This is a genomic window from Microvirga sp. P4_A5 (genome assembly GCF_056402495.1).
Window position 1 is genome coordinate 1 of sequence record NZ_JBFUHH010000019.1, and the last position, 14,579, is coordinate 14,579.

At 63.2% G+C, this 14,579-nt stretch carries 16 protein-coding genes; 4 read left to right on the top strand and 12 right to left on the bottom strand.

All coding sequences use genetic code 11. From position 1 onward, the window contains the following. From AC1DVM_RS07845 to AC1DVM_RS07875, 7 genes are all read right to left on the bottom strand, one after another. On the bottom strand, positions 1-381 hold a 381-nt coding region (locus AC1DVM_RS07845; protein WP_477253454.1), incomplete at its 3' end, for an ABC transporter substrate-binding protein. A gap of 271 nt (positions 382-652) precedes the next feature. Further along, entirely contained in the window at positions 653-2,356 is a 1,704-nt protein-coding gene (locus AC1DVM_RS07850; RefSeq protein ID WP_477253520.1) for an ABC transporter substrate-binding protein, read from the bottom strand. A gap of 141 nt (positions 2,357-2,497) precedes the next feature. Further along, on the bottom strand, positions 2,498-2,779 hold the full coding sequence (locus AC1DVM_RS07855) for a DUF2160 domain-containing protein (RefSeq protein WP_477253456.1): 282 nt from the start codon (positions 2,777-2,779) through the stop codon (positions 2,498-2,500). Between the two features lie 201 nt (positions 2,780-2,980). Next, positions 2,981-3,757 (bottom strand): carbohydrate ABC transporter permease, encoded by a 777-nt coding sequence (locus tag AC1DVM_RS07860; protein ID WP_477253522.1) that lies wholly within the window; start codon positions 3,755-3,757, stop codon positions 2,981-2,983. 101 nt (positions 3,758-3,858) lie between these two features. Then, positions 3,859-4,752, bottom strand: a complete 894-nt coding sequence (locus tag AC1DVM_RS07865) for a carbohydrate ABC transporter permease (RefSeq protein ID WP_477253457.1) — start codon at positions 4,750-4,752, stop codon at positions 3,859-3,861. Further along, positions 4,749-5,837 (bottom strand): ABC transporter ATP-binding protein, encoded by a 1,089-nt coding sequence (locus AC1DVM_RS07870; RefSeq protein WP_477253458.1) that lies wholly within the window; start codon positions 5,835-5,837, stop codon positions 4,749-4,751. Before AC1DVM_RS07870 ends, AC1DVM_RS07865 begins: the two co-directional genes overlap by 4 nt. A gap of 7 nt (positions 5,838-5,844) precedes the next feature. Further along, a complete protein-coding gene (locus AC1DVM_RS07875; RefSeq protein ID WP_477253460.1) occupies positions 5,845-6,930 on the bottom strand; it encodes an ABC transporter ATP-binding protein in 1,086 nt (361 codons plus the stop codon). A gap of 290 nt (positions 6,931-7,220) precedes the next feature. Between AC1DVM_RS07875 and AC1DVM_RS07880 the strand changes: the two genes are divergently transcribed. The 3 genes from AC1DVM_RS07880 to AC1DVM_RS07890 all read left to right on the top strand — a co-directional run bounded on the left by AC1DVM_RS07880 (position 7,221) and on the right by AC1DVM_RS07890 (position 9,678). After that, entirely contained in the window at positions 7,221-8,342 is a 1,122-nt protein-coding gene (locus tag AC1DVM_RS07880; protein ID WP_477253462.1) for an anhydro-N-acetylmuramic acid kinase, read from the top strand. A gap of 39 nt (positions 8,343-8,381) precedes the next feature. Then, positions 8,382-9,032: a glutathione S-transferase family protein gene (locus AC1DVM_RS07885; RefSeq protein ID WP_477253464.1), complete on the top strand. Its 651-nt coding sequence runs from the start codon at positions 8,382-8,384 to the stop codon at positions 9,030-9,032. 388 nt (positions 9,033-9,420) lie between these two features. Beyond that, positions 9,421-9,678: a hypothetical protein gene (locus tag AC1DVM_RS07890; protein WP_477253466.1), complete on the top strand. Its 258-nt coding sequence runs from the start codon at positions 9,421-9,423 to the stop codon at positions 9,676-9,678. Here the strand turns inward: AC1DVM_RS07890 and AC1DVM_RS07895 are convergent, their stop codons facing one another. The 3 genes from AC1DVM_RS07895 to AC1DVM_RS07905 form a co-directional block, all read right to left on the bottom strand. Beyond that, a complete protein-coding gene (locus AC1DVM_RS07895; protein ID WP_477253467.1) occupies positions 9,679-10,509 on the bottom strand; it encodes a 3-oxoadipate:acetyl-CoA acetyltransferase in 831 nt (276 codons plus the stop codon). A gap of 112 nt (positions 10,510-10,621) precedes the next feature. Next, entirely contained in the window at positions 10,622-10,855 is a 234-nt protein-coding gene (locus AC1DVM_RS07900; RefSeq protein ID WP_477253468.1) for a helix-turn-helix domain-containing protein, read from the bottom strand. A gap of 58 nt (positions 10,856-10,913) precedes the next feature. Then, positions 10,914-11,816 carry a DMT family transporter gene (locus tag AC1DVM_RS07905; RefSeq protein WP_477253469.1) on the bottom strand — a complete coding sequence of 301 codons (903 nt, stop codon included), beginning with the start codon at positions 11,814-11,816 and terminating at the stop codon, positions 10,914-10,916. Positions 11,817-12,048: 232 nt separating this feature from the next. Between AC1DVM_RS07905 and AC1DVM_RS07910 the strand changes: the two genes are divergently transcribed. Next, complete coding sequence (locus AC1DVM_RS07910) at positions 12,049-12,795, top strand: SDR family oxidoreductase (RefSeq protein WP_477253471.1); 747 nt, start codon at positions 12,049-12,051, stop codon at positions 12,793-12,795. 9 nt (positions 12,796-12,804) lie between these two features. Here the strand turns inward: AC1DVM_RS07910 and AC1DVM_RS07915 are convergent, their stop codons facing one another. Both AC1DVM_RS07915 and AC1DVM_RS07920 read right to left on the bottom strand, forming a co-directional pair. Then, positions 12,805-13,266, bottom strand: coding sequence for a RidA family protein (locus AC1DVM_RS07915; protein WP_477253472.1), 462 nt, complete (start codon positions 13,264-13,266; stop codon positions 12,805-12,807). Positions 13,267-13,277: 11 nt separating this feature from the next. Further along, positions 13,278-14,411 (bottom strand): amidohydrolase/deacetylase family metallohydrolase, encoded by a 1,134-nt coding sequence (locus AC1DVM_RS07920; protein ID WP_477253474.1) that lies wholly within the window; start codon positions 14,409-14,411, stop codon positions 13,278-13,280. Positions 14,412-14,579: the final 168 nt, after the last annotated feature.

Below are 14,579 nucleotides of genomic sequence, written 5' to 3' on the forward strand. Positions count from 1 at the left end.
ATGCTTCTTCCACATCTCAAGCGCCGTGTATTGGACGTCAGCCGAGGTGAACGGCTTGCCGTCATGCCACGTCACACCTTCACGCAGCTTGAACGTGACGGTCTTCCCGTCCTCCGTCGCGTCCCAGCTCACGGCGAGCACCGGCGCCGGGTTGCCCTTGGCGTCGAGATCGACGAGCGCCTCCATGATCTTGCTGGTGACCAGGTACACACCGGTGGAGGCCCGAAGCGCCGGATTGAGAATGCGTTGCTCGGAACCCAGATGAACCGTGAACACGCCGCCTCGCTTCGGGGCATCCTGGGCGAACGAGGCACGAGGCAGAAAACCGCTGGCCGCGAAGGCGGTCGCGGAGAGCAAAGCGTGGCGGCGGGTCAGGCGCATCGGGTCATCCTCGTTCGAATAGGTCAGTAGAACTTACGAACAGAGGCCAAACGCGTCAACGAGAATGTTCTTTTTAACGAACTCTAGATTGGATCGTTTTCTTCTCTCCGAATAGCAGTATGGAGAACCGGATTCTATACCAGCAAAAAACGGTACCGAATGATGAAGAGGTCTCCGTAAATCCAGGCGATTCACCGCCAGAGACATGGAAGTCGGTTCGTTTTATCGAACGTTCGGCCGGGGACGGCGAAGGCCCTCCCCGGCCGATTGGTCAGCTCCGCTTGGGTGGCGTCGCCGGCCAGCTCTTGATCAGCGTGTCGTAATCGATCGTCTCGCCTTTCGGCTTCTCGTTTTCGAGTTTCCGCTGGGGCGCGACATTGCCGTCGGCCGCGGCCTTCTTGTACCAGTCCTCGGCCGTGGTCTTCGGGTTGAGTTTGGGGCCGCACTCGCCCTGCACGTTCGCCCGCTCGAGCCGTCCCAGCACCTCGTCCTGTCCGGCAGCCAGTGCATCCATGGCCGCCTGCGGTGTCTTTGCACCGGATGAGGCGTCACCGATATTCTGCCACCAGAGCTGAGCCATCTTCGGATAATCCGGGATGTTGTTGCCGGTCGGCGTCCACTGGACACGGGCCGGCGAACGGTAGAACTCCACGAGGCCGCCGAGCTGGGGCGCGCGTTCGGTGAAGCTCTTGTCCCAGATGTCGCTGTCGCGGATGAAGGTGAGGCCCACATGGCTTTTCTTCAACGAGACGCTCTTCGACGTGACGAACTGGGCATAGAGCCAGGCCGCCTTGCGCCGATCGACGGGGGTCGATTTCAGCAGCGTCCACGAGCCCGCATCCTGGTAGCCGAGCTTCATGCCCTCTTTCCAATAGGAGCCGTGCGGCGAGGGAGCCATGCGCCATTTCGGTTTGCCGTCGGTGTTCATCACCGGCAGGCCGGGCTTCACCATGTCGGCGGTAAACGCCGTGTACCAGAACATCTGCTGGGCGATGTTGCCCTGCGCCGGCACGGGTCCCGACTCGGAGAAGTTCATGCCATTGGCTTGCGGCGGCGCATATTTCTTCAGCCAGTCGATGTATTTCGTGATCGAATAGACGGCCGCCGGGCCGTTGGTGTCGCCACCGCGGTCGACGGACGAACCGACCGGACGGCAGCCTTCCATGCGCACGCCCCATTCATCCACGGGCTTGCCGTTCGGGATGCCCTTGTCGCCGCTCCCCGCCATGGACAACCACGCATCGGTGAACCGCCAACCGAGCGACGGGTCCTTCTTGCCGTAATCCATGTGGCCATAGACCTTGACGCCGTCGATCTCCTTGATGTCGTTGGTGAAGAACTCCGCGATGTCCTCGTAGGCCGACCAATTGACCGGCACGCCGAGTTCGTAGCCGTATTTCGCCTTGAACTTTTCCTTGATGTCGGGACGCTGGAACCAATCGTACCGGAACCAGTAGAGATTCGCGAATTGCTGGTCGGGCAGCTGGTACATCTTGCCGTCCGGCGCCGTGGTGAAGGAGCGGCCGATGAAGTCGGCGACGTCTAGTGTCGGCGACGTCACGTCCTTCCCCTCGCCCGACATCCAGTCGTCGAGGGCGATGGCCTGTTTGTAGCGAAAGTGCGTGCCGATGAGATCGGAATCGTTCACCCACGCGTCGTAGATGTTGCGGCCCGATTGCATCTGCGTCTGGATCTTCTCCACCACGTCGCCCTCCTGGATGAGGTCGTGGGTGAGCTTGATGCCGGTGATTTCAGTGAAGGCCTTCGCGAGGGTCTTGGCCTCGTATTCATGGGTGGTGATCGTCTCCGAGACCACGTTGATCTCCATGCCGGCGAAGGGTTTCGCGGCATTCACGAACCATTCCATCTCCTTCATCTGCTCGTCTTTCGACAGCGTCGATGGCTGGAATTCGGCGTCGATCCACTTCTTGGCTTCGTCCATTCCGGCGAACGCCGCGCCGGTGCCGAGCGCCATGGCGAGGACGCTGGTAGAGAAGAGCAGCTTCAGATGCCTTGAGGTCGATTTCATGTTTTCCTCCGGTTTAGGTCCATGCCGGCTTTCTGCCGGTCTTTTCCCCTCAGCTCGTGTGAGCCGCCGGGACTTTGGCCATTGCCCTCAGACGTAACGGAAAACCACCGCCGCGTAAGCGAGCGAAAGCCCGATGGCCCACACGGGATCGGGGCCCATCAGGCCGAGCCATGCGAGATTGATGAACGCTGCGCCGAGCAGCGAAATGAAAAGCCGGTCGCCGCGCGTGGTCGGAATGCGCAGGATGCCGACGCGCTCCGTCTCCGGAAACAGGATCGCGAGTGCCGTCATGACGAGCAGGAGCGACCCGATGATCCCGAAGAAAAGGGCCGTCTGCCACGTCCAGGCCATCCAGGCGAAGTCAGGCATGAGCAGCCCCCTTCTCCTCTCCCCCTTGCGGGGAGAGGGCGGGAGTGGGGGTCGAGATGTCACGGCGGTGAGCGGGAGGATAAGGTGCGACCGGCGATACCGCCGCGGTTTTTCTTTCGCCGTTCCACCCGTGGGGACCACCCCCACCCCTGGCCCCTCCCCGCACGGGAGAGGCGAATTGCGTCCCGCATGTCATTTCCATCATACCCGTCCCAACGCGAAACCCTTGGCGATGTAGTTTCGGACGAACCAGATCACCAGCGCGCCGGGCACGATGGTCAGGACGCCCGCGGCGGCGAGCAGGYCCCAATCCATGCCGGCGGCAGAGACCGTGCGCGTCATGGTCGCGGCGATGGGTTTGGCGTTGACGCTCGTCAGCGTGCGCGCCAGCAGCAATTCCACCCACGAGAACATGAAGCAGAAGAAGGCCGCGACGCCGACGCCGCTCGCGATCAGCGGCATGAAGATCTTGATGAAGAAGCGCGGAAACGAATAGCCGTCGATGGCCGCCGTCTCGTCGATCTCGCGGGGAACGCCCGACATGAAGCCTTCGAGAATCCATACCGCCAGCGGCACGTTGAACAGGCAATGGGCAAGCGCCACGGCCCAAGGCGTGTCGAAGAGGCCGATGGCCGAATAGAGGTTGAAGAACGGCAGCGCGAACACGGCGGCGGGCGCCATGCGGTTCGAGAGCAGCCAGAAGAACAGATGCTTGTCGCCGACGAACCGGTAGCGCGAGAAAGCGTAGGCCGCCGGAAGTGCGAGGGTGATCGACACGACCGTGTTGATCGCCACATAGCTCAGCGAATTGATGTAGCCGCCATACCAGCTCGGATCCGTAAAAATCTTCCGGTAATGCTCGAAGGTGATCTCGCGGGGCCACAGGGTCATGGTGGTGGAAATTTCGGTGTTGGTCTTGAGGCTCATATTGATGAGCCAATAGATCGGCAGCATCAGAAACAGCAGGTAGAGGACCATCCCGATGGCGCTGCCGCTGACCCACGAGCCGGCCAGAGCACGGTTGGCCTTCGCCTGCGGCGCGGCGGCGGATTCGGTTCGGTTGAGGACGGCCATGTCGCTCATGCGTCGATCCTGTCCCGGTCCGCGTCCGCGTTGGTCATGACCGTGTAGAAGATCCAGCATACCGCCAGGATGATCAGGTTGTAGACGATCGACATGGCGGCCGCTTTGCCGAGGTCGAACTGGCCGAGCGCCAGCTTCACCAAATCGATGGACACGAAGGTGGTGGCGTTGCCGGGCCCGCCCCCGGTCAGAACAAAGGGTTCCGTGTAGATCATGAACGAATCCATGAAGCGAAGAAGCACGGCGATCAGAAGCACTCGGCGCATCTTCGGAAGCTGGATGGTGCGAAACACCGCCCAGCGCGATGCGCCGTCGATGCGGGCTGCCTGATAATAGGCGTCGGGGATCGATTTCAGCCCCGCATAGCAGAGCAGCGCGACGAGGCTCGTCCAGTGCCAGACATCCATGACCACGATGGTGACCCAGGCATCGAGCGTGTATCCGGTGTAATTGTAGTCGATGCCGAGATGGTTCACGGTCCAGCCTAGCAGGCCGATATCGCCGCGGGCGAAAATCTGCCAGATCGTGCCAACGACGTTCCAAGGGATGAGCAGCGGCAGCGCCATCAGCACGAGGCAGGCGGCCACCCGCCATCCCTCGCGGGGCATGGCCAGCGCGACGGCGATGCCGAGCGGCACCTCGATGGCCAGGATGATCGCCGAGAACAGGAGGTTTCGCCACAAGGCGTCGAAGAACCGCCCGCCGAGCTCCTTCGAYGGGTCGAGCAGATCCTGAAACCAGCCGACGCCGTTCCAGAAGAACTGGTTATTGCCGAAGGTATCCTGCACCGAATAATTGACGACCGTCATGATGGGCAGGATTGCGGAGAACGCCACGATGGCGAAGACCGGCAGGACGAGAAACCAGGCGCGGTTGTTGACGGGTTTCATCGAACGGCCTCGCCGGCCATGAGGTGCCCGTCCGCATAGATGTGGACATGCCTCGTATCGAAGAACAAGGCGGCCTCATCGCCCGTGATCGACACGTGGTCCGGCACGCTCGCCGCCATCGCGCGTCCCGCCATCTCGACCCGCGCGATGCGCGCCCGGCCGATATCGTCGATGCGCCGAACCCGCGCCGGAAAGCCGAAGCCTTTCGGCTGGAGCTGCAGGAATTCCGGCCGGATGCCGAGCTCGATCCGCTGGCCCTGGCGGATAGCCGGGTAGGCGCGCAGGAGCTTGATGGCTTCGTTTTCCACATAGGCGGTCGCGCCGTCGATGCGGCAGGGCAGGACGTTCATGCCGGGGGAGCCGATGAAATGGCCCACGAAGGTGTGAGCCGGCCGCTCGAAGAGTTCCTCGGGCGTCCCCGTCTGCACGACCGCGCCGTCATGCATGACCACCACCTTGTCGGCGAAGGTCAGCGCCTCGGTCTGGTCGTGGGTCACGTAGATCATGGTGATGTCGAGCAGGCGGTGAATCTCCTTCAAGGTGGAACGGAGCTGCCATTTGAGATGCGGGTCGATGACCGTCAGCGGCTCGTCGAACAGGATCGCCGCCACGTCGGAGCGCACGAGTCCGCGACCGAGCGAGATCTTCTGCTTCATGTCGGCGGTGAGATTGCGGGCTTTGCGATCGAGGACGCGGGTCAGATCGAGAAGACGCGCGATCTCCTCGACGCGGGAAGCGGATTTGTCCGCCGGCACATGCCGGTTTTTCAGCGGAAAGGCGAGGTTCTCGCGAACCGTCATGGTGTCGTAGACCACCGGGAACTGGAAGACCTGCGCGATATTGCGGGCCTCCGTGGGAAGGTCGGTGACATCGCGGTCGTCAAACAGAATGCGCCCGCGGCTCGGACGTACCAAACCGGAAATGATGTTGAGAAGCGTGGTCTTGCCGCAACCGGAAGGCCCCAGCAGCGCATAGGCGCCGCCCTGCTCCCATACGTGGTCGATCTCCTTCAGGGCATAATCCCGCGGCCCCTTCGGGTCGAGAACATACGCATGAGCCAGATGATCGAGAGTGATGCGCGCCATCCCGCCCTCACGCCGCTTCGGCAAAATCGGCAGCGACGAGCCGATCGTTCTCGTCGAAGAGGAACACGTCGCCGGCGTTCAGATAAAGCGTCACGGTGGCTCCCGGTTCGAGACGTTTCACCCCCGGTACGAGGGCGACGAACCGGCGCTCGCCGGCATCCACATGCAGATAGGTCTCGGAGCCGGTGATCTCGGAGACCGAGACGATGCCGGGGATTGCGAGAGGGTCGCTGCCCCGCGCTTCGAGGCCGAGATGGTGGGCACGAAAGCCGACCTTGTACTCCCCGTCCGGCACCACGGCGAACGCGCCGCCTGCGCGGGCCTCGCCCCCCGTGCTGAGACTCACCACGCCGCCGGATTTTCGCGCCGACAGGAGGTTGAGCGGCGGGTCGGAAAAGACCTGCGCGGTGATGAGGTCGCGGGGCTGGCGATAGACCTTTGGCGTCGGGCCGAATTGCGTCACACGACCCTCGGAGAGCGTCGCGGTGTTGCCGCCGAGCAGCAGCGCCTCAGTGGGCTCCGTCGTGGCGTAAACAAAAATGCCGCCGGACGCCGCGAAGACCCGCGGCAGTTCCTCGCGAAGCTCCTCGCGCAATTTGTAATCGAGATTGGCCAGCGGCTCGTCGAGAAGCACGAGATCGGCCCGCTTCACCAGGGCGCGGGCGATCGCCGTGCGCTGCTGCTGGCCGCCGGAGAGATTGAGCGGTTTGCGATCGAGATAGGGCTCGAGCTGCAACAGCCGAGCGGCGTCCCGCACCCGGCTCTCGATTTCCGCTGCGGCAAGTCTCGCGACCCGCAGCGGCGAAGCGATATTTTCAAACACGCTCAAGGAGGGGTAATTGATGAATTGCTGGTACACCATGGCGACGCTGCGGCGCTGGACGGGCGAGCCGGTGACGTCTTTTCCATCCACGAGCACGCGACCGGAGCTCGGGGCATCGAGCCCTGCCATGAGCCGCATGAGGGAGGTCTTGCCCGACAGCGTCGGACCCAGGAGCACATTGAGGGAGCCGCGCTCCAGCGTCAGGGATACGTCGCGGATCCATGTCTCGGCGCCGACTTTCTTGCTGACTTTGTCGAGGATGAGGGTCACGCCGGCTCCCCCCTGGAGGCGGCATGCGCCGACATCCCTTCAGAACGCCCGGCTGCCTTGCCGCCACGCGCTGTTTCTCGGGCCGGTCCGGGTCGTGCTCTGCGGATTGCGGTTTTCACGCGCGCTCCTCCCTGCAGGCTTTTCGACTTCTCTTCAGCTCGTCAATTCGATCACAGGGTGTAAGGCTAGGCTGACGCAATGAAGAGCACAAGATACCGTTGGGACTTGGCCAAATCCCGGAACATGGGGCATAGGGATAGCCCCTGGCAGTTCGGACGGAGACGCATCGCATGGAACCAGTATGGGCGTTGGGCCTGATGACCGGCACCGTTCTGGACGGCAATATCGACATCGCGCTGATCCGGACGGACGGCGAGGAGATCCAGGAATTCGGGCCCTGGACCCTGGCGCCCTATCCTGCCGAGATGGGTCCCATCCTGCGCCGCTCCATGGAGCAGGCCCGCGAATGGGCCTTCGAGGGACCGGAGCCGGCGATTTTCGCCGAGGCGGAGGATGCCCTGACGCGCGCGCAATCCGCCGCCGTCATCGACTTCCTCGGGCGGAACGGCCTGACATCCGCCGATATCGGCGTGATCGGCTTTCACGGCCAGACCATGCTTCACCGGGCGCCCACCCCCGGCCGTGTCGGGCAGACGCGCCAGCTCGGGAACGGCGAACTGATGGCAAGGCTCGTCGGCACCCCCGTTGCGTATGATTTTCGCAGCGCCGACATGCGGGCCGGCGGCCAGGGCGCGCCACTCGCCGCAAGCTATCACGTTGCACTCCTGCGTCGCCTCGGCAGCGACGCGGATGCCGCCGTTCTCAATCTCGGCGGCGTCAGCAACATCACATGGTGGGACGGCGACCGGATGATCGCTTTCGACACCGGCCCCGCCAACGCACCGTTGAACGACTGGATGCGCCAGCACGATCTCGGCGACATGGATCGCGACGGGGCGCTTGGGGCGAAAGGGAAGGTCGACGAGGAACGGCTGGCGCGCCTTCTCACCCATCCGTATCTCTCTGCGCCCTCCCCCAAATCCCTCGACCGCAACGACTTCACCGCCGCCATGGCGGAGGGCCTGAGCGTTGAGGACGGCGCGGCGACGCTCACCGCCTTCACGGCCGGAGCGGTCGGCAAGGCCCTCGACATCCTGCCCAGCCGGCCGAAACGGCTCATCGTTTGCGGCGGCGGCAGGCGGAACCCGACGCTGGTCGCCGCCATTCGTGAGCGCGCTGGCGTAGAGCCCGTTCTGGCCGAAAGCGTCGGATGGCGCGGCGACGCGGTCGAGGCGGAATGCTTTGCGTTTCTCGCGGTTCGCACGCTCCGCGGCCTGCCGATCAGTTTCCCGCTCACCACCGGCGTCAAACAGCCGATGACCGGCGGCCGCCTGGCGCGCCCGGAGAAGTGAGGGATCGCAACAGACCCCGATAGAAGGACGCGCCGTCACATGTCGCTAGAGCTCTACTTCCATCCCTTCTCGTCGTTTTGTCAGAAGGTCTTGATCGCATTCTACGAAAACGGAACGCCGTTCGAGCCGCATATCGTGGATCTTGGCGACGAGGCATCGCGCGCCGCGTTCACGCGGGTCTGGCCGATCACGAAGTTTCCGGTTCTGCGCGATCGGGCGCGGGACCGGACAATTCCGGAATCGAGCGTCATCATCGAATATCTGGCGCAACATCACCCCGGCCCGGTCCGCCTCCTCCCCGAAGAGCCGGACCTCGCCCTCGATACCCGCTTCTGGGATCGATTCTTCGATCACTATGTGCAGGTGCCGATGCAAAAAATCGTGGCCGACAGGTTGCGCCCGCCCGGGCAGGAAGACGCGTACGGTGTCGACGCTGCGCGCGCGCTCCTGACGACGGCCTATGGGCTGATCGACGAGCGCATGGCGACGAGACGCTGGGCGATGGGCGATTTGTTCACGCTCGCGGATTGCGCGGCGGCACCGGCCCTCTTCTATGCCGACAAGGTGCTGCCGTTCGGAGCCCATGCCAATGTCGGGCGGTATCTGGAGCGCCTACAGGAGCGCAGCTCCTATGCACGGGTGCTCGCCGAGGCCGAGCCCTATCGGACGCTGTTTCCCCGCGCCCGATGAGGCGCGCGATTTGCCCTTTGCTTCCTAATGGGTGTAGTTCCAGATGCCGATGGCGAAGGCAATCACCTGTGTCAGGTAGATAATCTTAAGCAGCCGGCTTTCGGATTTGTCATCGGTCTCGGGCATCGCAATCGTCCTCTTGGGCAATGCGATGGATGTAGATCCGCAATCTTGAACGACTCCTTACAGCCAAGCCTTCAGGAATTTATACTGTGGGCTGATGTGCATCAAATGTGACCGAATCGTGCGACGAAGGTACGAGGGGCACAGGGTGTCGGCGAACATTGTTTCGGTCTATAAGTATAATCGAACTTAAATCCTCGGCCGCGCGTTGACGCCCCGCCTGTATCAATGCCGCGCCCTCGTGGCCGCCAGAATCGGAAATACCATGATCCTGCCTTGGATGAAGCTCGCGACCGACATCTCGATGCTCACGCTCGAATCGTCGTCGGTCATCATGACGCGGGTGACGATGCTGGCGACCGGCCGAGGTACGAATGCGGAAAACACCCGCATGATCTCCGAAAAGCTCTTCGCGGCGGCCGAGGCGGCCATGACGATGGCGACCGGTGGATCACCGGCCAAAGTTGTCAGAGGCTACCGCAAGCATGTACGGGCAAACGTGAGGCGTCTCAAGCAAGGTTGATCAGGCCGCCAAGCCAAGCAACCGCCGGGCTTCTTCGGGCGATGCGGCCCATCGGCCGTGACGCTCCACCGCCATCACGGCACGTTCGACCAGCTCGGCATTGCTGGCAGCGAGCCGATCCTTCTCGACACGGATATTGTCCTCCATTCCGGTACGCACCGCGTCGGCCGTGCGTGACAGCGCCCATTCCATGACGGGCTCCTGAAACCGTCCGATCCCTGCCGCGCACCAAGTCGCCTCCGGCAGTAACCGTCTGGTTTCGGCGAGCAGAATATCGAGGATCCGCTCCTCGGCCGGCAGGGCATTTTGGATACCGAGAACGAATTGCACGTGCGGGCGCTCATCGATGAGCCCCTTGTCGGCGAGCCGCCGCGCCGCATGGATGTGGGAGAGATCGAAAATCTCGATCTCCGGCCGCACGCCGAACTCCCCCATCGTCAGCGCCAGTTTTTCCACCAGCCGCGTGTGGTTTTCATAAATGATGGTCGGAAAATTCACCGAACCGGTCGAAAGCGACGCCATGTCGGGTCGCAGGTGAAGCGCGCTGCTACGCTGATCCGGATCGCGGCCCCGCCCGCCGGTCGAGAACTGGACGATCATGCCCGGACAATACTTGCGGATCCCGTCTTGCACGGCTGCGAACCGCTCGGGGTCGGACGAGGAGCTCTCGTCATCGTTGCGCACATGGACATGGACGAGGCTGGCCCCCGCCTCGAAGGCCGCCTGCGTCGACTCGACCTGCTCGTTCACGGTGATTGGCACGCCTGGATTGTCGCTCTTGCGCGGCACAGAGCCGGTGATGGCGACGGCAATGACGATGGGCGACGTCATGGCGACCCGTTCCCGATCGAGGAGACCGGTTGATACTTGTGTCGCGCCCGCCGGTCTTCAAGCGGTAAAACATGAACCGGGAGGTCTTCGCGGGCGGCTTTGCCGTTTCCGATCAGATCAGTTGATCCTCAGGCACCTTGAGCACCGTGGACAGGCGTTCGAGCATGTCCTCCTCGATATCCTTCTTGCCGTCTTCGATCGCCTCGATATCCGCCTTGGAGATACCGCTCTTCGCCGCGAGTTCGTCGCGGGACAGGTTTCGCCATCGGCGATAGGCGAGCAGCGCCGGCTCCCCGCCCTCGATCGCGTAGGTGACCTCCATCGGCACTCGGAACACGTCTGCCATTCTGGTCCCTCCCCGTTTGGAGCCTAGCACAGACGCGACGCGTCATGAGCGTGGATCTCTAGGGTTTTCGGCGCAAGCGGTCGAACTTTGCGGTCACGGCTGTCACCGGGTTTCGCCGCACGGTGATGATCGTCAAGCCGAGCAGGGCGATGATGGTGCCCAGCGTCATCCTCAGATCGAACACGTCTTGGGTGATGAAGATGCCCATGATCACGGTCAGCAGCGGGCTGAGAATGATCAGCGGGGCAATGAGGTTGGCGGGGTAGATGCGGATCAGGCCGTAATAAATCGTATGCGCCAGCATGGAGACGATGAGCGCCGAGAACAGAACCGCCATGACGAACGGCCACCCCGCCGCCAGCGCGAGCGAATATTGGTCGGTTTCAAAGGCCGCGGTCATCATCACGAGCGGCACCACCGAGGCGGCGCCGACCCAGGCCTGGAACTGAAGCGGCCTTACGTCCTCGATCTGCTTCATCATCACGGCGGCAAGCGAGGCCGCCAGGGCCGACCCGAGAATGAGGAGCAGGCCGCCGGAGAGCGAGAAGCCATTGGCGGGGTTCCACATGACGATGACGCCGCCGAGGAAGGTCAGAACCACGCCGACGCCCCGGCGCATGGTAATCGTCTCGCCCAGCATCACGATCGACAGGAGAACCGTCAGCGGCAGGCTGAGTTGGCCGACGATCGCGGCGCTGGACGGAGTCGCGGTCTTGATCCCGAGGAAGAACAGCGCAAACCCGCCGCCGCCCATGAGAAAACCGACGCACAGGATCCGCCAGGCCGGCCTCGGGACAGGCAGGAGCCAGGGCAACGCCACAACGGCCACCAATCCGTATCGGATCGCCGCGTAGAACAGAGGCGGCACCTCCATTCCCGAGACCACCACCTTGCTGACGATCGTATGCGTCGCCCAAAGCACGCAGGTCAGGATGAGCAGACTGAAATCGCGCGGCGTCATACGGTGGGATCAAACGAAGGTTGAGGCGGAGGGCGGGGCGTGACTTGTGCGCGACGATGTTTGCTGGGCTCGACTCTTCGCCCGCAGAAAGCCGGCCGAGCATAGGCACAGTCCCGCGCATTGGCGAGAGCGCTTCCGGCGAAATGTTCTTCCATGTCCACTCTTCTCCAGCGTCGACGGCAGTTGTGCCCGGCGCGGCAAACGCGTTGAATGGAACCAGAGGAGCACCACCATGACCGACCGTCTGCAGGGAAAAGTCTGCCTCGTCACCGCCGCCGGGCAAGGCATCGGTCGGGCCATCGCCGACCAGTTCCTCGCCGAGGGAGCCGTTGTCTGGGCGACCGATCTCGATGCCGGCAAGTTGTCCGATCTGGCGAGCGCGAAAACCCGACCACTCGACGTGCGCTCGACGCAGGCGGTCGAGGCGCTGTCACGCGAGGTCGGCGGAATCGATGTGCTGGTGAATGCCGCCGGCTTTGTCCATCACGGCACGGTTCTCGATTGCTCGGAAGAAGACTGGGATTTCTCGTTCGACCTGAACGTCAAATCCATGCACCGTCTCGTGCGGGCGTTCCTGCCCGGCATGATCGAACGCGGCGGTGGCTCCATCGTCAACATCGCCTCCGGCGCGTCGTCGGTTCGCGGAATACCGAACCGGTACGCGTACGGGGCCAGCAAGGCCGCGGTGATCGGCCTGACGAAAGCGGTCGCGGCCGACTTCATACGCCAGGGGATTCGCGCCAACGCGATCTGCCCCGGCACCATCGAATCCCCCTCTCTCGATGCAAGGATCGCCGCGCAGGCCGACGCCCTCGGCAAGTCGACCGACGAAGTCCGGCGGATGTTCATCGAGCGCCAGCCCATCGGCCGTCTCGGAACGGCGGAGGAGGTTGCGAAGCTCGCGGTTTATCTCGCCTCCGACGAGTCTGCCTATACGACCGGCGCGATCCATCTCATCGATGGCGGATTCTCTCTATAAGCCGCGCCTCTACGCCCGGATCAGCAGGATCGCCTCGATCTCCACCGTCATGCGGTTGGGCAGCGACCCCATGCCGACGGCCGAGCGCGCATGGCGTCCGGCCTCCCCCAGGATTTCGACCAGCAGGTCGGAGCATCCGTTGATCACCTTCGGATGGTCGGAGAAATCCGGCTCCGCATTGACCATGCCAAGGAGCTTCACCACGGCTTCGATGCGACCGAGCTCCCCTAAAGCGGATTTTGCGACCGCCAGAAGATTGAGGCCGGTGAGCCGCGCATCCCCGTAGGCTTCTTCCACCGTCGCATCCCGTCCGAGACGACCCGGACGATAGGTGCCGTCGGCGCGTTTGGGGCCCATGCCCGACAGGTAAAGCAGGTTTCCGGCCCAGCGATAGGGCACGTAATTGGCGATGGGGGCCGAGAGATCCGGCAGGACGATGCCGAGCGACGCGAGTCTTTCTTCCGGTGACATGGCGTTCTCCCTCAAGCCTGGTGCCAGATGCGGCCGTCGATCACCACGCCCCGCGCGGCGAGGCGGGTCTTGCCGGCAAGATGTTCGCCGGTGGAATCCACATAATCGAACGTCCCGTCCTGAAGTTCGAGGATCGAGGCGTCGCCCGCGCTTCCCGGTTTGAACGTTCCGAGATCCGGCCGCTGCAAGGCATTGGCCGCGTTCATCGTGGCCGACCGGATCACCTCGTTGAGAGGCATGTCGAGGCACAGGAATTTCGACAGGGTGGTCAACAGGTCGAAGGCGGGGCCGTCGATGCAGAGCGCATGAACGTCGCTGGAAATGCAATCCGGCATGAAGCCGTTGTCGAGCATCACGCGCGCCGTGTTGAACGAAAACGAGCCCATGCCGTGGCCGATATCGAAGATCACGCCCCGCTCGCGCGCATCGAGAACCGCCGGATGAACCTTGCCGTCGGCCGTCGCGGGCGTGTTGGGAAATGCCCGGAAGCAATGGGTGAGAACGTCGCCCTTGCGCATGCGCGCCAGCACCTCGGGCAATGTCGGCGGCGGATGGTCGATATGCACCATCATCGGCATGTCGACGCGCTCGGCCACATGGCGGGCGATGTCGAGGGGAACGAGACCGGAATTGCCGGAGGCATGGAAGCCGACCCGCACCTTGATGCCCGCGAGCGTATCCCGGTTCGCCTCGGCGACTTCGACGGCATCGATGGGAGCCATCAACCGAAGGTCGCCGCTTTCCCCCACCATCACGCGCTTCGAGAAGCCGTAGATGCCGGCGAACGACACGTTGAGATAGGCGATGATGCGCACCGGCGAGGGCTTGATCACATGTTCGAGGAAGCCCGCATAATTGCCGGGGCCGGCGCTTCCCGTATCGACCAGGGTGGTGCATCCGCCTCGCGCCAGGATCAGGGGATCGACACCGAGCGACGTGCCGCCCCAATAGACATGGGTGTGAAGATCGATCAGGCCCGGCGTGACGATCTTGCCCGTCACATCCTTCACAATCCCCGCGCCCTCGGCGAGATCGGTGCCGGTGGCCACGACCTTTCCGCCTGAGAAAGCCACGTCCATGACGCCATCGATCGCCTGTGAGGGGTCGATCACGCGCCCTCCGCGTAGAACGAGATCATAGCCCATCGCCGACGAGTCCTTTCCCCATGAGGCCCGGCCTCATTTGAAAACAAATTACATCTTTTGCGGCTGGGTGCCACCATCGTCCGGCCGCCGCAATCACCAATAGGCGTAGAATGGCCGATATTTCGGGTCAAGCGATTGACACCGGAAGATCGCCCTTAATAAACTTTC